Source organism: Geodermatophilus sp. SYSU D00742 (assembly GCF_054049935.1).
Genome location: NZ_JBJGYJ010000007.1, coordinates 167,166 through 185,946 on the forward strand (window position 1 = coordinate 167,166; position 18,781 = coordinate 185,946).

The following is an 18,781-nucleotide window of genomic DNA, read 5'->3' on the forward strand; positions in this document are numbered from 1 at the left end:
AATGACCGTTCCCGTCCCCGACCTCCCCGAGGGTCGCTCCGACTCCCCCCGCTCGGCGCTGCCGGCCCCCGGCGCCGACCCCGAGTGGTACAAGCGCGCCGTCTTCTACGAGGTGCTCGTCCGCGGCTTCGCCGACAGCAACGCCGACGGCGTCGGCGACCTGCGCGGCATGATGGACAAGCTCGACTACCTGCAGTGGCTGGGTGTCGACTGCCTCTGGCTGCCGCCGTTCTTCGCCTCACCGCTGCGCGACGGCGGCTACGACGTCAGCGACTACACCGCCGTCCTGCCGGAGTTCGGCGACATCGACGACTTCAAGGAGTTCCTCGACGCCGCCCACGCCCGCGGCATGCGCGTGATCATCGACTTCGTCATGAACCACACCTCGGACCAGCACCCCTGGTTCCAGGCCAGCCGCAGCGACCCCGACGGCCCCTACGGCGACTTCTACGTGTGGGCCGACGACGACACCGGCTACGCCGACGCGCGGATCATCTTCGTCGACACCGAGAGCTCCAACTGGACGTTCGACCCGGTGCGCAAGCAGTACTTCTGGCACCGCTTCTTCTCCCACCAGCCCGATCTCAACTTCGAGAACCCGCAGGTGCAGGAGGCGATCATCGACGCCCTGCGCTTCTGGCTGGACCTCGGCATCGACGGCTTCCGGCTCGACGCCGTCCCCTACCTGTTCGAGGAGGAGGGGACCAACGGCGAGAACCTCCCGCGCACCCACGAGTTCCTCAAGCACGTCCGCAAGGTGGTCGACGCGGACTACCCCGACCGGGTGCTGCTGTGCGAGGCCAACCAGTGGCCCGCCGACGTCGTCGAGTACTTCGGCGAGAACGGCGACGAGTGCCAGATGGCCTTCCACTTCCCGGTGATGCCGCGGCTGTTCATGGCCGTCCGGCGGGAGCAGCGCTTCCCGATCTCGGAGATCATGGCCCAGACGCCGGACATCCCGGACAACTGCCAGTGGGGCATCTTCCTGCGCAACCACGACGAGCTGACCCTGGAGATGGTCACCGACGAGGAGCGCGACTACATGTGGGCGGAGTACGCCAAGGACCCCCGCATGAAGGCCAACATCGGCATCCGGCGGCGGCTGGCGCCCCTGCTGGACAACGACATGGACACCCTGGAGCTGTTCAACGCGCTCCTGCTGTCCCTCCCGGGCTCACCGGTCCTCTACTACGGGGACGAGATCGGCATGGGCGACAACATCTGGCTCGGTGACCGGGACGGGGTCCGGACGCCGATGCAGTGGACGCCGGACCGCAACGGCGGCTTCTCCACCGCCGACCCGCAGCGGATGTACCTGCCGCTGAACCAGGACCCGGTCTACGGCTACCAGGTCACCAACGTCGAGTCCCAGCTGCGCAACACCACCTCGATGCTGCACTGGATCCGGCAGATGATCCGGGTCCGCAAGGAGCACCCGACCTTCGGGCTCGGCAGCTACGAGGAGGTCGGCTCGCGCAACCCGACGGTGCTGTCGTTCGTCCGCCGCTTCGGCGACGACGTCGTGCTGTGCGTGAACAACCTGTCCCGCTTCCCCCAGCCGGTGGAGCTGGACCTGCGCCAGTTCGAGGGCTACACCCCGGTCGAGCTCACCGGCCGGGTGGAGTTCCCGCAGATCGGCGTCCTGCCCTACATGCTCACGCTGGCCGGTCACGGCTTCTACTGGTTCGAGCTGAGCAAGCCCGCCGAGCCGGCGCCCGAGGAGTCCGAGGACTGGGAGAGCACCGCCTCCAGCGCGGTCGCCGAGTCCCTGCTGGCCGCCGGGGTGGTCTCCGCCGCGACGGAGATCCCCGGCGACAGCGACACCCGGTCCGGAGACGACGTCCCGCCCAGCCCCGGAGGCGACCGATGAGCGCACTGACCGACCTGCTCCGCGAGTGGATGCCCCACCAGCGCTGGTTCGGGAGCAAGGGCCGGGAGTGGACCGGCATCACCGAGGACGGGTTCCTGCTCGACCAGGCCGACCCGGTCCTGTCGGTGCACCGGGTCCGGGTGTCCTACACCGACGGCGCGAGCGAGACCTACCTGGTGCCGCTGTCCTGGCGCGACCACCCCGTCGACGAGCTGAGCGGGGCCTTCGTCGGCGCGGTGCCCTCCGGGGACAGGGAGAGCTACGCCTACGACGCGATGCGCGACCGGGACGCCACCACGCCGTGGCTGATCCACCTGGTCAACGCCTCGACGATCGGGCCGATGCACTTCCACCCGGCGGGGGCCTCCTTCATCCCCGAGGGCGTGCCCGGCGACATCGTCTCCACCGAGCAGAGCAACACCTCCCTGGTCTACGGCCAGGAGGCGATCTTCAAGCTGTTCCGCCGGCTGGAGCCGGGGCTCAACCCGGACGTCGAGATCCACGACGCCCTGCGCAAGACGCAGAACCCGCACATCGCCCCCCTGCTGGGCCACATCGAGATCGACGACCCCGACCCGGCGGCCGAACCGGCGACGGTCGCGATGCTGCAGACCTTCGTGCCCAACGCCAGTGACGGCTGGCGACTGGCGACCGCCAGCGTCCGCGACCTCTACGCCGAGGGCGACCTGCACGCCGACGAGGTGGGCGGGGACTTCGCCGCCGACAGCGAGCGGCTGGGCGCGGCGACCGCGTCGGTGCACGCCGACATGGCCGAGGTCCTGCCCACGGAGCCGGCCGACCGGGCCTGGTTCGGGACGCTGGCCGAGCAGATGACGGACCGGCTGGAGGCGGCGATCACCGTCGTCCCGCAGCTGGCCGAGCACGCCGACGGGCTGCGTGCGGTGTACGCCGCGGTGGCCGACGCCCAGGAGACCGTCGTCCGCCAGCGGGTGCACGGCGACCTCCACCTCGGGCAGGTGCTGCGCACCGCCACCGGCTGGATCGTGCTCGACTTCGAGGGCGAGCCGGCCCGCCCGCTGGCCGCGCGCCGCGAACTCGACAGCCCCATGCGCGACGTGGCCGGCATGCTGCGCAGCTTCGACTACGCGGCTCGGCACATGCTCGTCGAGCAGCCCGACGACCCCCAGCGCGCATACCGCGCGCAGGAGTGGGCAGAGCGCAACCGCAGCGCCTTCTGCGCCGGGTACTCCGCCGCCAGCGGCATGGACCCGTGCGGCGACTCACCGCTGCTGCGGGCCTTCGAGGCGGACAAGGCCGTCTACGAGTGCGTCTACGAGGCCCGGAACCGCCCGCACTGGCTGATGATCCCGCTGCAGTCGCTGACCCGGCTCACCGCCGCAGGCTGACGCGCGGGTGCACCCGACCACCGACCACCGCACGGAAGAGGACGGCGACGCGATGACGACCCCCGAGGGGACGACCGACAGCACCACCGGTGCCACCGGTGCCACCCAGCCCACCACCGACTCCGGCAGCCGCCCGCCGGCCACCAAGGAGGAGCTGCAGGCTGTCGTCGAGGAGAAGGCGGCCCGGGCCCAGGCCGCCGAGAGCGAGCCGGTCGTGAACCCCACCGCGCCGCGCAAGCGCGCCGCGGCGAAGAAGGCACCGGCGGCGAAGAAGGCACCCGCGGCCAAGAAGGCCGCGGCGGCGGGGAAGGCCTCGGCCGCCGCAGACGGCGCGGCCGAGGGCGCCCCCGCGAAGGCGACCGCCAAGCGGGCCGCCGCCAAGAAGACCACCCCCCGCACGGCCGCGGCGAAGAAGGCCGCGGCCGCGCGCGCCGCCGGCGACGTCGACGCCCCGCAGGACGACGTCGTCCTCGCGCAGGGCGGCACCGCCACACCGGTGGTCGCGCCCGCGCCGATCGCCGAGCCGGGCAGTCCCAGCGGCGCGCCGGCTCCGCAGCCCGAGCCGCCGAGCCCGGACCCGGCCGAGCCGAGCACCCCGCAGGCACCCGAGGACGGCGCGGCCGGGCCGGACACCGCCGCCACCGCGGAGGTGGGCACCTCCGCCGGCGGGGTCGCGACCGGTGACGCCGGGGCGGGCGCCCCGGGTGGGCTCGCGACCGGTGGCACGCCGGCCGCCGGGACCGCCGACACCGCAGCAGCCGGTGCCACCGGCGGAGACGCCGCGACCGGCACCGCCGCCGGCGGGCCGGCTCCCGAGGAGGTCACCGGGGAGCAGCTGCGCGCGATCGTCGAGGGCTGGTCCTACGCGCCGCACAGCGTCCTCGGCGCGCACCGCGCCGCGCAGGGCTGGGTGGTGCGCACGCTGCGGCCCGACGCCGTCTCGGTCGCCGTCGTCGACCAGGACGGCTCCCGCTACGAGGCGCGCCAGCTGCACGGCGGCGGCATCTACGAGGCCCGGCTCCCCCAGCAGCCCGGCGACTACCGGATCGAGGTGGCCTACGGCGACGGCCAGGGTGGCACGAACACCTACACCGTCGACGACCCCTACCGGTGGCTGCCCACGGTCGGCGAGCTCGACCAGCACCTCATCCGCGAGGGCCGGCACGAGCGGCTGTGGGAGGTGCTCGGTGCCCACGTCCGGCGCTACGACACCCCCGGCGGGCCGGTCGAGGGCGTGTCCTTCGCCGTGTGGGCGCCCAACGCCCAGGGCGTGAAGGTCACCGGCGACTTCGACTACTGGCAGGCCCGCGCCTACCCCATGCGGTCGCTGGGGTCCTCCGGCGTCTGGGAGGTCTTCATCCCCGGCGTCCAGGTGGGCACGCGGTACCGGTACCACGTGCTGGGCCGCGACGGCGTGTGGCGGGAGAAGTCCGACCCGCTGGCCTTCGCCACCGAGGTGCCACCGCTCAACGCCTCGGTCGTCACCGAGTCCGCGTACGAGTGGCACGACGACGAGTGGCTCGCCGAGCGGGCCGGGGCCGGCTGGCACCAGCGGCCGATGAGCGTCTACGAGGTGCACATCGGCTCCTGGCGGCAGGGCCTGTCCTACCGGCAGCTCGCCGACGAGCTGGTCGACTACGTCGTGGAGGCCGGCTTCACCCACATCGAGTTCATGCCGGTCGCCGAGCACCCCTTCGGCGGGTCCTGGGGCTACCAGGTCACCTCGTACTACGCCCCCACCGCCCGCTACGGCAGCCCCGACGACTTCCGGTACCTGGTGGACAAGGCCCACCAGGCCGGTGTCGGGGTCATCGTCGACTGGGTGCCCGCGCACTTCCCCAAGGACGACTGGGCGCTGGCCCGGTTCGACGGCACCGCGCTCTACGAGCACGCCGACCCGCGCCGCGGCGAGCAGCAGGACTGGGGCACCTACGTCTTCGACTTCGGCCGCTCCGAGGTGCGCAACTTCCTCGTCGCGAACGCCCTCTACTGGTGCAAGGAGTTCCACGTCGACGGCGTCCGGGTCGACGCGGTCGCCTCGATGCTCTACCTGGACTACTCCCGCACCGAGTGGCTGCCCAACAAGTACGGCGGGCGGGAGAACCTCGAGGCGGTGGCCTTCCTGCAGGAGATGAACGCCACCGTCTACCGCGAGGTGCCCGGCGTGGTCACCATCGCCGAGGAGTCGACCGCGTGGCCGGGCGTCACCCGGCCCACCCACCTCGGTGGCCTGGGCTTCGGCTTCAAGTGGAACATGGGCTGGATGCACGACTCGCTGTCCTACGTGCAGCGCGAGCCGGTGTACCGCAGCTACCACCACGGGCAGCTGACGTTCTCGATGATGTACGCCTACTCCGAGAACTACGTGTTGCCGATCAGCCACGACGAGGTCGTCTACGGCAAGGGCTCGCTGCTGCGGAAGATGCCCGGTGACCGGTGGCAGCAGCTGGCGAACCTGCGCGCCTTCCTCGCCTACATGTGGGCGCACCCGGGCAAGCAGCTGCTGTTCATGGGCTCGGAGTTCGCCCAGGACGCCGAGTGGGCCGAGAGCCGCTCGCTGGACTGGTGGCACCTCGACGACCCCGCCCACCGCGGTGTGCTGTCCCTGGTCACCGACCTCAACGCCCGCTACAAGGAGCTGCCGGCGCTGTGGTCGCAGGACGTCGACCCGGCAGGCTTCCAGTGGATCGACGCCAACGACGCCTCGGGCAACGTGCTGTCGTTCCTGCGCTACGGCCTCCCGGGCGCCGGCGGTGCGGCCGACGAGGGGGGGACCGGGGCCGGGCAGGCGCTCGCGTGCGTCGTGAACTTCTCCGGTGCGCCGCACCACGGCTACCGGGTCGGGCTGCCCCGTCCCGGCTTCTGGCGCGAGGTGGTCAACACCGACGCCGAGGGCTACGGCGGCTCCGGCGTGGGCAACATGGGCGGCATCGAGGCCGTCGAGCAGCCGTGGCACGGCCAGCCGTACTCGGCCACGGTGTCGGCCCCGCCCCTGGGCACCGTCTGGTTCCTGCACGAGGGCTGAGCACCTCTCCCCTGCGCGGCCGGGCGCACCGTCCCCGGCCGCGCAGGGCGGTGTCCCGGACGAGGGAGCACGCCTCTCCGAGGCAGGTCCGGCGCCGCACGGCCGCCTCCCGCGACGGCTCGCTCCGGGGCGGCACCGCCTGCGACCTGGGCCCCTGCCCCGCCGGCACCGCGCCGGCCGGGCCGTTCCCGGAGCGGAGCCGGCGTCGCGGTGCGACGATGCCCTGGCCATGCCTGCTGCCCTCCTGCGCCGGGTCGTCCCGGTCCTGTTGGCCGTCGCCACGCTGTTCGCCGCGACCGGCTGCTCGGTCGTCGTGCTCGGCCGCCCCAGCGCCGCCGACCCACCGCCGGACGACGCCGATCCCGGCCGCGTTGACGTCGTGGGCGCCGTGGACGGGCCGATCGACGTCCTGGCCCGCAACGCCCTCGCCGACCTCGAGGACTACTGGGCCGAGCAGTTCCCCGACGTGTTCGGCGGCCGCTTCAGCCCGCTGACCGGCGGCTACTTCAGCGTGGACCCGGCCGACGTCGACCCGGCGGTGTACCCGCAGGGCGTCGGGTGCGGCGCCGACCCGCGCGAGGTCGAGAACAACGCCTTCTACTGCACGGGCCAGACGGTGAACTCCGACTCGATCAGCTACGACCGCGCCTACCTCGCCGAGCTCGCCGACGGCTACGGCCGGTTCATCCCCGCGCTGGTGATGGCGCACGAGTTCGGTCACGCCGTCCAGGCGCGGGTCGGCTCGCCTCCGACGTCGATCGCCACCGAGACCCAGGCCGACTGCTTCGCCGGCGCGTGGACCGCGTGGGTCGCCGAGGGGCAGGCCACGCACTCGCAGATCCGCGAACCGGAGCTGGACCAGCTGCTGCGCGGCTACCTGCTGCTGCGCGACCCGGTCGGGACCAGCCCGACCCAGGAGCAGGCGCACGGGTCCTACTTCGACCGGGTGTCGGCCTTCCAGGAGGGCTTCGACGACGGCCCGACCGCCTGCCGCGACCGGTTCGGGGAGGACCGCGTCTTCACGCAGGGCCGGTTCACCAGCGACGAGGACTTCCGCAGCGGCGGCAACGCGCCGTACGGGACGATCGAGCAGATCATCGAGACGTCCCTGCCGGAGTTCTGGGAGCGCGCCTTCACCGAGGTGCTCGACGGCACGTTCCGGGCACCGCGGCTGGAGCCCTTCCGCGGCACGGCCCCGAACTGCGCCGCCGACGACGTCGACCTCGTCTACTGCCCGGCCGGGGACGGCGTCGGCGCGGGCGGGCTGGTCGGCTTCGACGAGCAGGACCTCACCGGGCCGGCCTACGAGGGGCTCGGTGACTACGCCGTCCCCACGGCCGTCGCGATCCCCTACGGGCTGGCCGCCCGCGACCAGCTGGGGTTGTCGACCGAGGGCGACGAGGCGCTGCGGTCGGCGGTGTGCCTGGCCGGCTGGTACAGCGCGCAGGTCTACAACGGCGAGCTCACCAACGTGGTCATCTCCCCCGGCGACCTCGACGAGAGCGTGCAGTTCCTCCTCGAGTACGGCAACGACCCGCAGGTGCTGGGCCCGACCGACGCCTCCGGCTTCCAGCTGGTCGACCTCTTCCGCGGCGGGTTCCTCGGAGGCGCCCGCGCCTGCGACGTCGGCGTCTGAGGCCCCCTCCGGGTCCGTCGACGGTGCGGCCGTGCGCCCCTGCCGGGTCCCGCCGCGGGCCCGGCGGGGTCCTGGAACGGCCACCCCCCAGGACCCCGCCGGCCCCGTCCCGGGCCTGCGACGGTGGGCGGGACGGGGTCCTCCCAGGCGGGAGGGAGGGGGGCCTCCTAGTACAGCGCGATCGTGAGCTCGCGGCGGGCGGCGCCCACCCGCGGGTCCTGGTCCCCGACGACGCCGAACAGCTCCACGAGGTGCTTGCGCGCCTGGTCGCGGTCCTCACCGGCGGTCCGGCGGACGACGTCGAGCAGGCGGGCGAAGGCCCCCTCGACGTCCCCGGTGCCGAGCAGGAAGTCGGCGGCGCGGGTCTGCGCGGTCACGTCGTCCGGCGCGGCGTCGGCCCGGGTGAGGGCGTCGGGGCCGGCCTCGTCGGCGCGACGGAACAGCTGCACCTGGCGCAGCGCCAGGCCGGCGACCGGGTGGTCGGGCTCGGCGTCGACGATCGCCTGGTAGGCGGCCTCCGCCGCGGCGAGGTCGCCACGCTCGAGGGCGGCCTCGGCGGCGTCCAGGCGCGGGTCGTCGTCCTCCGGCTCGCCCTCCTTGGCGCCGGGCACCGCGCCGCCGGTGGTGGCGCGGACCAGCTCGGTGACGAACTGGCGGGCCTGCTCCTCGGGGATGGCGCCGGTGAACTCGGCGACCAGCTGCCCCTGCCAGACGGCCTTGACCGCCGGGATGCCCTGCACCCGCAGCCCCTGGGCGAGCGCGGGGTTGGCGTCGACGTCGACCTTCGCCAGCACCCAGGACCCGCCGCCCTCCGCGGCCAGCCGCTCGAGCACCGGGGACAGCTGCTTGCACGGCCCGCACCACTCGGCCCAGAGGTCGAGCACGACCGGCACCTGGAAGGAGCGGTCGAGCACCTCGGTCTGGAAGGTGGCCTCGGTGACGTCGACGACCGCGGTACCGGGGGCACCCGCCGGGGCGCCAGGGGTGGCCGCGGCCGGCGGGGGTGCGGCCTGGGCCCGCGCCGCGGCCTCGGAGCGGGCCTTGACGGCGGCGAGGTCGACCGCGCCGGCGAGTGAGGCGGCCAGCTGCGCCTGCTGGGCCTGTGCGCGCGGGTCTGGGCGTCCGGGGCGGGAGGGCTGCATGACCTCGATCATCCCACCGCCGCCGCCGGGACGTCGGGGGTGCTCAGCCGACGGGGGCCTCGGCGTCGGCCACGTCACCGGCGCCGAGCCGGACCCGCTTGAGGATGTCGAACAGCGTCTGCAGCTCTGCCTCGGGGAGGTCGCCCAGCCCGAAGTCGAGGGCGGTGAGCGCGGCGGTGGCGTCCTCGACGACGGCCCGGCCCCGCTCGGTGATGCCGGCGAGCACGCCGCGGCCGTCGGCGGGGTTGGGGCGGCGGTCGACGTAGCCGGCCGCGACCAGCCGGTCGATGGCGTTGGTGACGCTCGTGGGGTGGACCATCAGCCGGCTGCCGATCACCTTCAGCGGCAGCTCCCCGGTGCGGCTGAAGGTCAGCAGCACGAGGACCTCGTAGCGCGCGAACGTGAGCGCGTGCGGCCGCAACGCCTCGTCGAAGCGGGCGAGCAGGATCTGCTGGACGCGGAAGACCGAGGTGGCGGCGCGCATCGCCGCCGCCGGGCCGAAGTGCTGCTCCCACGAGTCCCCGGCGCGCTCGATGGGATCGAAGGGCAACCCCAGCGGTCGGACCATGGCACCAGAGGCTACGGGCTGGTCGCGTGCGGCCCCCAGTGGCGACCTGGGGTGGGTGACCCCGTGGCACCGCTCCCCCGGGGACCACGGCGGCGCCGGTGGGCCCCCCGACCCGAGACGGCGTGGGGCTACCGCGGGGCCGGGCGCAGGGGCGGTACGTGCCGCACCCCGAAGACCTCCTTGAGCGCGACCCGCGCGGCGTTGTCCCCGCAGGCGCCGTGGACGGCCGGTCCCGGCGGTGTCGCCGAGGAGGCGAGGTACACGCCCGGCACCGGGGTCTTGTAGGTGTTCCAGCGCGGGACCGGCCGGGCCAGCATCTGCCGCAGCGTCGCCTGGCCGTTGGAGATGTCGCCGCCGATGTAGGCCGGGTTCCACTTCTCCATCGCGACGGCGTCCTTGGTGACCCGCTCGACGACGGTGTCCCTGAACCCCGGCGCGAAGCGCTCCACCTGGTTCTCGATGGCCTCGGTCATGTCGACGTCGGCGCCGTGCGGCACGTGCACGTAGGCCCAGAAGACGTGCCCGCCCTCCGGGGCCCGCGTCGGGTCCGGGACGGTGGGCTGGACGGCGAGGACGTACGGGCGGTCGGTGAGCTCGCCGCGGTTGGGCGCACGCTCACCGGCGATCGTCTCCTCCAGCGTGCCGGCGATGTGGACGGTCCCGGCCCGGCGGACGTCGGTATTGGTCCAGGGCACCGGTTCGGACAGGATCCAGTCGACCTTGAAGACGCCGGCGCCGTGCTTGTACCGCCGGACCCACCGCCGGTAGCCCTCGTGCACCCGGTCGCCGGCCATCGCCACGAAGGCCTCGGGCGTGGTGTCGAGCAGCACGGCCGGTACCCCGTCGAACTCGCGCAGGTCCGTCACCAGGTGCCCGGTCACCACCTCGCCGCCCTGCTGCTCCAGCGCGGTGACCATCGCGTCGGCCAGGTTCTGCGAGCCGCCCTCGACCAGCGGCCAGCCGACGTGGTGACCCAGCATCGTCAGCAGCATCCCGAGCGCGGAGGTCAGCGGCTGGCTCAGGTCGAGCATGCCGTGGGCGGCCGCCCCGCCGAGCAGCGCGCGGGCCCCCTCGGTCCGGAAGTACCGGTGGGCCAGCCAGCGCACGTTGGGCAGCCCGTTGAGCCCGAACCTGGTGATGGCGCCGACGCTGCGCGTGGGCAGCCGGCGCAACTGGCTGGTCAGGAAGAAGTCGACGACGTCGGTGCCGTGCTCGACCAGCGGCTCGAACAGGCGGCGGTAGGCCGGCCCGTCCGCGCCGAGTCCCGCCGCGGTCTCCTCGAGCGAGCGGTACGCCACCGCGGCACCCCCGCCGTCCAGGGGGTGCGCGTAGTTGACCTCCGGCTGCACCAGCCGGACCCCGCGAGCGGCGAGGTCGAACTCGCGGAAGAAGGGCGCCGCGGCCGCCATCGGCTGCACGATCGAGCAGACGTCGTGCCGGTACCCCGGCCGCATCAGCTCCTCGGTCCGCATGCCGCCGCCAGGACGCTCGGCCGCCTCGACGACCTGCACGCGGAGACCCGCGGCGGCCAGCCGCAGGGCCGCGGCCAGCCCGTTCGGCCCGGCTCCGACGACGACGGCGTCCGGCTTCCCGTTCACCCCGCCATCCTGCCCTCAGCAGGTCACAACTGCGCGAGGAGCGCGTCGGCGGCCCGGAAGGGATCGGTCTCCCCCGCCACCACGGCCTCGGCCAGCGCACCGAGCGCTGCCGAGCCCCGCACCTCCCCCATCCGCTCCCGCAGGGTGCCCAGGGCGATCGCCTCGATCTCCCGTGCCGCCCGCGCGGTCCGGCGGCGGGTGCCCTCCCCCGACGACTCCAGCCAGCGACGGTGCTCCTCGACCGCGGCGAGCAGGGTCCCGATGCCCTCGTCGCCGCCGCGCGTGGCGACCGTCCGGCAGACCGGGGGCCGCCAGGCGCCGTCCGGCCGATCGCCCAGGGAGAGCATCGCGCGCAGGTCGCGCACGGTCTGGTCGGCGCCGTCCCGGTCGGCCTTGTTGACGACGAGGACGTCGGCGACCTCGAGGATCCCGGCCTTCGCCGCCTGGATGCCGTCGCCCATGCCCGGCGCCAGCAGCACCAGGGTCGTGTCGGCCAGCGAGGCGATCTCCAGCTCGGACTGCCCGACGCCGACGGTCTCGACCAGCACCACGTCGCACCCGGCGGCGTCGAGCACGCGCAGCGCCTGTGGCGTGGCCCAGGCCAGCCCGCCGAGGTGACCGCGGGAGGCCATGGAGCGGATGTACACCCCGGCGTCCCCGGCCGAGTCCTGCATGCGGATCCGGTCGCCGAGCAGGGCCCCGCCCGAGAACGGGGACGAGGGGTCGACGGCGAGCACGCCGACCCGCTTCCCGGCCTGCCGGTGGGCCCGCACCAGTGCCGCCGTCGTCGTCGACTTGCCGACGCCGGGCGCCCCGGTCAGGCCGATCACCTGCGCCCGCCCGGTGTGCGGGGTCAGGGCCGCCGCGACGTCGCGGACCGCCGGGCCGGCGTCCTCGACGAGGGAGATCAGCCGGGCCACCGCGCGGGCCTCGCCGTCCCGGGCCCGGGCGACGAGGTCGGGGACGTCCACCACGCGACGGCCCCGTCGCCCACGGGGGGCGACGGGGCCGGTCGTCCGGACGGCGGTGCCGTCCGGCGTCACGCGCGGGCGGGCACGTGCAGGATCAGCGCGTCGCCCTGCCCACCGCCGCCGCACAGCGCGGCGGCACCCACGCCACCGCCGCGGCGGCGGAGCTCCAGCGCCACGTCCAGCACGATGCGGGCACCGCTCATGCCGATCGGGTGACCGAGGGCGATCGCGCCGCCGTTGGGGTTGACCTTCTCGGGGTCGATCCCGAGCTCCCGCGTGGAGACGAGCGCGACGGCGGCGAAGGCCTCGTTGAACTCGACGAGGTCGAGGTCCTTCGGGTCGATGCCCTCGCGCTGGCACGCCTTCTGGACGGCCCGCGACGGCTGGCTCTGCAGCGTGGCGTCCGGCCCGGCGACGACCCCGTGGGCGCCGATCTCGGCGATCGGGGTGATGCCGAGCTCGGCGGCCTTCTCCGCGCTCATCACCACCACCGCGCAGGCACCGTCGGAGATCTGCGACGCGGTGCCGGCGGTGATGGTGCCGTCCTCGGCGAAGGCCGGCTTCAGCCGCGACAGGGTCTCCACCGTGGTGTCGGCGCGGACGCCCTCGTCGTCGCGGAACTCGATCGGGTCGCCCTTGCGCTGCGGGATGAGCACCGGGGTGATCGCCTCGTCGAAGACGCCGTTCTTCCCGGCGCGCGCGGCCTTCTGGTGGCTCTCCGCGGCGAACGCGTCCTGCTCCTCGCGGGTCAGGTCGTAGCGGCTGTTCGCCCGCTCGGTCAGCGCACCCATCGCGACCTGGTCGAAGGTGTCGCTCAGCCCGTCGTGGGCCATCGAGTCGACCAGCTTCGTGTCGCCGTACTTCACACCGGTGCGCGAGTCGGCCAGCAGGTGCGGCGCCTGCGTCATCGACTCCTGACCGCCGGCCACGACGACGTCGAACTCACCGGCGCGGATCAGCTGGTCGGCCAGCGCGATGGCGCTCAGGCCGGAGAGGCACACCTTGTTCACGGTGATGGCCGGCACGGTCATGGGGATGCCGGCGGCCACCGCGGCGGGCCGGGCGGGGTTCTGACCGGCGCCGGCCTGCAGCACCTGCCCCATGATCACGTACTCGACCTGGTCGCCGGAGATGCCGGCCCGCTCCAGCGCCGCCTTGATCGCGACCCCGCCGAGGTCGGCCGCGGAGAAGTCCTTGAGCGAGCCGAGCAGCCGGCCCATCGGGGTGCGGGCGCCGCTGACGATGACCGAACGGGGCATGGGGGCCTCCAGTGCCGGGCCGCCGTCGACGGCGACCGGTGTGCTCAGAGCTGGCCGCGCTGGCGCGGCTTCGGGCGTCCCCTCAGGATAGGACCGCTCGCGCGGCTCCCGGCCCGCCTGTGATGCCCCTCACACCGAACTGTCGTCCCAGACGTCTCTTCGGGAGGATGCCGCCGTGACCACTGACGCCCCCTCGGGCCTGCCGGCCGGACTGTTCACCACCATCGACCACGTCGGGATCGCGGTGCCCGACCTCCGCGAGGCGATCGCCTTCTACGAGTCGGCCTTCGGCATCCGTTCCGTGCACGAGGAGGTCAACGAGGAGCAGGGCGTCCACGAGGCGATGCTCGCCGTCGGCGACGGCGAGACGCGGATCCAGCTGCTGGCGCCGCTCACCCCGGAGTCGACGATCGCGAAGTTCATCGGCCGCTCCGGCCCGGGGCTGCAGCAGCTGGCCTTCCGCGTGGACGACGTGGAGGCCGCCGCCGCCAGCCTGCGCCAGCGTGGCCTGCGGCTGCTCTACGACACCCCGAAGCGCGGGACGGCCGGCAGCCGGGTCAACTTCGTCCACCCCAAGGACGCCGGGGGGGTGCTCGTCGAGCTCGTCGAGCCGGCGAGGGGCGGGCACTGACCCGCCGGGCTGACGGGGTGCCTACTCATCGGTAACATCTCGCGCCACCGCACCGCTGGCGTCCTCCGCCCGCACCGCCCCCGACCACAGCCGACGAAGACCCGGGAGAACGCGTGAACGAGATCAGGGACGCCATCCTGGCCGACCAGCTGGACGCCCTCGCGGGCCTCCCGGTGCCGGAGTCCTACCGCGCCGTGCTGGTGCGCAAGGACGAGCAGGGGATGTTCGAGGGCCTGCCGACCAAGGACAAGGACCCCCGCAAGTCCCTGCACGTGGAGGAGGTGGCGACCCCGGAGCTGGGCCCGGGCGAGGCGATCGTCGCGGTCATGGCGTCGTCGGTGAACTACAACACCGTCTGGACGTCGATCTTCGAGCCGGTCTCCACCTTCGGCTTCCTGGAGCGCTACGGCCGCCTCCACGACCTCGCCAAGCGGCACGACCTGCCCTACCACGTGGTCGGGTCCGACCTGGCCGGCGTCGTCCTGCGGGTGGGGCCGGGGGTGCACCGGTGGTCGCCCGGCGACGAGGTCGTGGCGCACTGCCTGTCGGTGGAGCTGGAGGACCCGGCCGGCCACGACGACACGATGCTCGACCCGCAGCAGCGGATCTGGGGGTTCGAGACCAACTTCGGTGGCCTGGCGGAGCTGGCGCTGGTCAAGAGCAACCAGCTGATGCCCAAGCCGGCCCACCTCACCTGGGAGGAGGCCGCCAGCCCCGGGCTGGTCAACTCCACCGCCTACCGGCAGCTGGTGTCCCGCAACGGCGCGGACATGAAGCAGGGCGACGTCGTCCTGATCTGGGGCGCCTCGGGCGGGCTGGGTTCCTACGCCACCCAGATGGCGCTCAACGGCGGCGCCATCCCGGTCTGCGTGGTGTCCAGCCCCGAGAAGGCCGACATCGTCCGTTCGATGGGTGCCGAGCTGGTCATCGACCGCTCCGCCGAGGGCTACACGTTCTGGAAGGACGAGCACACCCAGGACCCGCGGGAGTGGCAGCGGCTGGGCAAGCGGATCCGGGAGCTGACCGGGGGCGACGACCCCGACATCGTCTTCGAGCACCCGGGCCGGGAGACCTTCGGCGCCAGCGTGTACGTCGCGAAGAAGGGCGGCACGGTCGTCACCTGCGCCTCCACCAGCGGCTACCTGCACCAGTTCGACAACCGCTACCTGTGGATGAACCTCAAGCGGGTGATCGGCAGCCACTTCGCCAACTACAAGGAGGCGTGGGAGGCCAACCGCCTCATCGACCGCGGGCTGGTCCACCCGACCCTGTCGAAGGTCTACCCGATGGACCAGGTCGGCCAGGCCGCCTGCGACGTCCACCGCAACGCCCACCAGGGCAAGGTCGGTGTCCTGACCCTGGCGCCCGAGGAGGGCCTCGGGGTCAAGGACGGCGAGAAGCGCGCGAGGCACCTCTCCGCGATCAACCGCTTCCGGGGCGTGTGAGGGAGGACCCTCACCCGAGCCCTCCGTAGGAGGACCCCCGCCCGGGCCCTGCGCGGGTCGGGGCACGCCGAGGGCGGGCCCTGCAGGGGGCCACGGACATGGCGCCTGCCAGGTCGGGCTGGCACCATGCGGGGGAGTCCCCGGTGACACGCCCCCTGCTGCCGACTCTGCGAGGATGGACGTATGAGCGACCCCCGCCGCGACATGCTGCCCATGCGTGAGGCCCAGCACTCGTTCGACGTCGTGCTGCGGGGTTTCGACCGACACCAGGTGGCCGAGACCATCGAGCGGCTCGAGGCCGACATCCGGGTGGCGCTCGCCGACCGGGACGCCGCGATGGCCCGCTCCGCCGACCTCGCCGGCCAGCTCTCGGCCCTGCACGGGGAGATCGACTCCCTGCGCCGCAAGGCCGCGTCGGCGGGCCCGGCCACCTTCGAGAACATGAGCGAGCGCATCTCGCACATGCTGCGGCTGGCCGAGGAGGAGGCCGCCGACATCCGGCGAGCCGCCCAGGAGGAGGCGCAGGCGCTGCGGGAGCAGACCGCCGCCGAGGAACGGGCGATGCACGAGCGGCACGCCGCCGGCCGCGCCGAGGTGGAGCGGATGATCGCCGAGGCCCGGCAGAACGCCGAGCAGATCGCCAGCAAGGCCCAGATCCGCGCCGACGAGCTGGTCAGCAAGGCACAGGAGAAGGTCGCCCGGCTCGACGCCGAGTCCCAGGCCCGGCGGACGAAGGTCGAGGAGGACTTCGAGATCGCCCAGCGGGCCCGCCGGCAGGAGGCCGCCCAGCGGGACCAGGAGCGCGACCGCGCCTCCGCCGAGGCCGCCCGGCAGCGGATCGCCGCGGCCGAGCAGCACGCCGCCCAGCTGGTCAGCGAGGCGGAGGCAGCCGCGGCGGCCATCCGGTCGGTCCGCGACGAGCTGGCCGGCCGGCTGGCCGAGGCCCGGCGGGTGCTGGAGACGCTGCCCCACCTCGGCGACCGCCGACCGGAGCCGACCGCCGGCCCGAAGCCGCCGGTGCCCGGGTCGGACCGGCCCTCGCCCACTCCCCGGCAGCCCCAGCACGGCACCGCCCCGCAGCCCTCGCCCACACCCAGGCCCGCGGCGCAGGAGCCCGTCGGACCGGTGACCGCCCAGCAGCGCGCCGTGCAGCCGACCACGGCTCCGCAGCCGGCGGCCGCCCGTCCCGCCGATCCGCCGCGCACGGGCACCGGCGAGGCCGCCGCGGCCCGCCAGCCCACGCGGCCCCCGGCACAGCCGACCGCTCCCGCCCACCAGCCCCCGCCGCAGCAGGACCCGGCCCTGCAGCCGTCCGCCGAGCAGTCCCCGGAGGAGTCCGAGGGTGGTCCGGCGGCTCCCTCCGCCCAGACGACCCAGCAGCTCCGTCCGGTCTCGGCCGGCGAGCGGACCGACCCGCCGACGCTGGTCCAGCCCGCGGTGAAGCCCGACCAGCCCGACACCGGCAGCCGCCCGGTGACCCCCGGCCGGCGCTGAGCGGCCACCTGGTCCCCCGCACGGCGGGCGGCGCACCGGTCCGCCGTCGCGCCACACCCCTCGTGCTGCGCGGCCTGGCGGTGCTGCTGCTCGCCGTGGGCCCGGTGCTGGCCGGCGTCCCCGCGGCGGCGGCCGAGACCGCCCTGCTGCGCGTCGCACACCTGTCCCCGGACACCCCCGCCGTCGCCCTCTCCGTCACCGCCCGCGGTACCGGGCAGGCCGTCGGCGCACCGGAGGAGCTCGGCTACGGCGCGCTGTCGGAGCACCGGGAGGTGCCTCCGGGTGGCTACGCGGTGAGCATTCGTGCCGTGGACGCCGACCGCGGCAGCCCGCCGCTGCTGTCGGCGACGGTCGACGTCCCCGCCGGCGCCGCCCGCACGGTCGCGGCAGTGGGCTCCTTCGCCGACCTGCGCCTGGTCGTCCTGGACGACGAGCTCACCCCTCCGCCGCCCGGCGCGGCCCGCGTCCGCGTCCTCGCCGCCGCCGGCACGCCGCCCCTGGACGTCTCGGCGGGCGGCGTCCCCGTCGCCACCGGCCTCGGCGCCACCGAGGCCGGGCCGTACGTCGCGGTACCGGCCGGCGCCACCACGCTCCGGGTGCGGGCCGGGGACGTACCGGCCGACGTCCCGGTGGAGCTGGCCGCCGGCTCCCTGTACAGCCTCCTGGTCCTGGACCGGCCGGACGGCGGGCTGACCGTCCGCGCCGTGCTCGACGCCGCCGGCGCGGCCGTCGTGCCCACCGGCGGGGTCGAGACCGGCGCCGGGGGGACGGCGGACGGCTCCCCGCTCCCTGTCCTGCTGGCCGGTGCGGCGCTGGTCACCGCCGTCCTCACCGTGCTGCGGCTGCGGGCGCGGACCCGGTGACCGCCGTGCGGCGCCCGGTGCTCCCGGTGGCGCGCCGGCTGCTGGCGGCCACCGCGCTCGTCGCCGGCGCCGTCGCGCTCGCCTCTCCGAGCCCCGCCCCGACCGGTCCGGCGACGCAGGCAGCCGCGGCGCCCGTCGTCGCGGAGGCCGGCGCCCTCGCCCCCGCCGTCGCACCGCTGCGGGTGCGGGTGCCGGCCATCGGCGTGGACAGCCCCCTGGTCCGGCTCGGGACGGACGCCACCGGAGCGCTGGTCCCGCCCACCGGGTACGACCGGGCCGGCTGGTTCCCCGGCGCGGCAGCGCCCGGTGACGTCGGGCCGGCCGTGGTCGCGGGGCACGTGGACTCCCCCGACGGACCGGCCGTGTTCTGGCGCCTGCGGGAGCTCGTCCCGGGCGACGAGGTGCTGGTCGACCGCGGCGACGGGACGACGGTCCGCTTCGTCGTCACCGACGTCGCCCGCCACCGGAAGGAGGACTTCCCGACCGCCGCGGTCTACGGGCCGACCCCCCGCGCGGAGCTGCGGCTGGTCACCTGCGGCGGGGCGTTCGACCCCGGCCGGCGCAGCTACACCGACAACGTGGTCGTCTTCGCCCGCCTGGTGTGAGCGGCCTCCCGCGGCGCTCTCCCCGCATTCCTCAGCGACGCCGGGAACGCGCCCGCCAGCAACTGGTGTGCCAGTGGCGGCGGTAGTCGGCGGCCGAGTCGGTGTCCCAGGGCTCCAGGTCGGAGTCGCGGGCGTAGGCCGCCCAGGTCACCAGGTGCGGCACGCCCGGGCGGATCTCCTGGTCGCAGCCGGGGCACCGGTAGGTCTTGCCGGTGGCCGAGCCGGTGACCGCCCGCACCACCCAGTCACCGTCGGCGGCCTCCTCGACGGGGTCGGGATGGCGGAACGGGTCGCGGCCGGCCGGCCG

At 74.5% G+C, this 18,781-nt stretch carries 15 protein-coding genes; 9 read left to right on the forward strand and 6 right to left on the reverse strand.

Annotated features, from left to right (window positions below):
- Position 1 precedes the first annotated feature (1 nt).
- The 4 genes from treS (at position 2) to ACI78V_RS07515 (ending at position 7,898) form a co-directional block, all read left to right on the forward strand.
- A complete protein-coding gene (gene treS / locus ACI78V_RS07500) occupies positions 2-1,870 on the forward strand; it encodes a maltose alpha-D-glucosyltransferase (RefSeq protein WP_456850203.1) in 1,869 nt (622 codons plus the stop codon).
- Positions 1,867-3,237, forward strand: coding sequence for a maltokinase N-terminal cap-like domain-containing protein (locus ACI78V_RS07505; protein ID WP_456850204.1), 1,371 nt, complete (start codon positions 1,867-1,869; stop codon positions 3,235-3,237). Before treS ends, ACI78V_RS07505 begins: the two co-directional genes overlap by 4 nt.
- A gap of 52 nt (positions 3,238-3,289) precedes the next feature.
- Entirely contained in the window at positions 3,290-6,262 is a 2,973-nt protein-coding gene (glgB, locus tag ACI78V_RS07510) for a 1,4-alpha-glucan branching protein GlgB (RefSeq protein WP_456850205.1), read from the forward strand.
- Positions 6,263-6,491: 229 nt separating this feature from the next.
- The gene (locus tag ACI78V_RS07515; protein ID WP_456850206.1) at positions 6,492-7,898 is read left to right on the forward strand and encodes a neutral zinc metallopeptidase; all 1,407 of its coding nucleotides are present in this window, start codon (positions 6,492-6,494) and stop codon (positions 7,896-7,898) included.
- Positions 7,899-8,065: 167 nt separating this feature from the next.
- On the opposite strand, the gene ACI78V_RS07520 is transcribed toward ACI78V_RS07515, so the two are convergent.
- From ACI78V_RS07520 to ACI78V_RS07540, 5 genes are all read right to left on the reverse strand, one after another.
- Positions 8,066-9,040, reverse strand: coding sequence for a tetratricopeptide repeat protein (locus ACI78V_RS07520; protein WP_456850207.1), 975 nt, complete (start codon positions 9,038-9,040; stop codon positions 8,066-8,068).
- Positions 9,041-9,083: 43 nt separating this feature from the next.
- Positions 9,084-9,608 carry a MarR family winged helix-turn-helix transcriptional regulator gene (locus ACI78V_RS07525; protein WP_456850208.1) on the reverse strand — a complete coding sequence of 175 codons (525 nt, stop codon included), beginning with the start codon at positions 9,606-9,608 and terminating at the stop codon, positions 9,084-9,086.
- Between the two features lie 128 nt (positions 9,609-9,736).
- Positions 9,737-11,206, reverse strand: coding sequence for a phytoene desaturase family protein (locus tag ACI78V_RS07530; RefSeq protein WP_456850209.1), 1,470 nt, complete (start codon positions 11,204-11,206; stop codon positions 9,737-9,739).
- A gap of 23 nt (positions 11,207-11,229) precedes the next feature.
- On the reverse strand, positions 11,230-12,180 hold the full coding sequence (gene meaB / locus ACI78V_RS07535) for a methylmalonyl Co-A mutase-associated GTPase MeaB (protein WP_456850210.1): 951 nt from the start codon (positions 12,178-12,180) through the stop codon (positions 11,230-11,232).
- A 65-nt stretch (positions 12,181-12,245) separates the two neighbouring features.
- Entirely contained in the window at positions 12,246-13,436 is a 1,191-nt protein-coding gene (locus tag ACI78V_RS07540) for an acetyl-CoA C-acetyltransferase (RefSeq protein ID WP_456850211.1), read from the reverse strand.
- A gap of 175 nt (positions 13,437-13,611) precedes the next feature.
- Here ACI78V_RS07540 and mce point away from each other — a divergent pair, with 175 nt between their 5' ends.
- The 5 genes from mce (at position 13,612) to ACI78V_RS07565 (ending at position 18,474) form a co-directional block, all read left to right on the forward strand.
- A complete protein-coding gene (gene mce / locus ACI78V_RS07545; protein WP_456850212.1) occupies positions 13,612-14,067 on the forward strand; it encodes a methylmalonyl-CoA epimerase in 456 nt (151 codons plus the stop codon).
- A 113-nt stretch (positions 14,068-14,180) separates the two neighbouring features.
- A complete protein-coding gene (gene ccrA / locus ACI78V_RS07550) occupies positions 14,181-15,512 on the forward strand; it encodes a crotonyl-CoA carboxylase/reductase (RefSeq protein WP_456850213.1) in 1,332 nt (443 codons plus the stop codon).
- A gap of 183 nt (positions 15,513-15,695) precedes the next feature.
- On the forward strand, positions 15,696-17,006 hold the full coding sequence (locus tag ACI78V_RS07555; RefSeq protein ID WP_456850214.1) for a hypothetical protein: 1,311 nt from the start codon (positions 15,696-15,698) through the stop codon (positions 17,004-17,006).
- 62 nt (positions 17,007-17,068) lie between these two features.
- Positions 17,069-17,869, forward strand: a complete 801-nt coding sequence (locus ACI78V_RS07560) for a DUF4397 domain-containing protein (RefSeq protein WP_456850215.1) — start codon at positions 17,069-17,071, stop codon at positions 17,867-17,869.
- Positions 17,866-18,474, forward strand: coding sequence for a class F sortase (locus ACI78V_RS07565; protein ID WP_456850216.1), 609 nt, complete (start codon positions 17,866-17,868; stop codon positions 18,472-18,474). Before ACI78V_RS07560 ends, ACI78V_RS07565 begins: the two co-directional genes overlap by 4 nt.
- A gap of 31 nt (positions 18,475-18,505) precedes the next feature.
- Here ACI78V_RS07565 and ACI78V_RS07570 read toward each other — a convergent pair.
- Positions 18,506-18,781: hypothetical protein (locus ACI78V_RS07570; protein WP_456850217.1), on the reverse strand; the 276-nt coding region annotated here is incomplete at its 5' end.

Coding starts and splice junctions, on each gene's coding strand:
- ACI78V_RS07520 (WP_456850207.1), bottom strand. CDS start 9,040: ATGCAGCCCTCCCGCCCCGGACGCCCAGACCCGCGCGCACAGGCCCAG.
- ACI78V_RS07540 (WP_456850211.1), bottom strand. CDS start 13,436: ATGCCCCGTTCGGTCATCGTCAGCGGCGCCCGCACCCCGATGGGCCGG.
- ACI78V_RS07505 (WP_456850204.1), top strand. CDS start 1,867: ATGAGCGCACTGACCGACCTGCTCCGCGAGTGGATGCCCCACCAGCGC.
- treS (WP_456850203.1), top strand. CDS start 2: ATGACCGTTCCCGTCCCCGACCTCCCCGAGGGTCGCTCCGACTCCCCC.
- ACI78V_RS07525 (WP_456850208.1), bottom strand. CDS start 9,608: ATGGTCCGACCGCTGGGGTTGCCCTTCGATCCCATCGAGCGCGCCGGG.
- glgB (WP_456850205.1), top strand. CDS start 3,290: ATGACGACCCCCGAGGGGACGACCGACAGCACCACCGGTGCCACCGGT.
- ACI78V_RS07555 (WP_456850214.1), top strand. CDS start 15,696: ATGAGCGACCCCCGCCGCGACATGCTGCCCATGCGTGAGGCCCAGCAC.
- ACI78V_RS07515 (WP_456850206.1), top strand. CDS start 6,492: ATGCCTGCTGCCCTCCTGCGCCGGGTCGTCCCGGTCCTGTTGGCCGTC.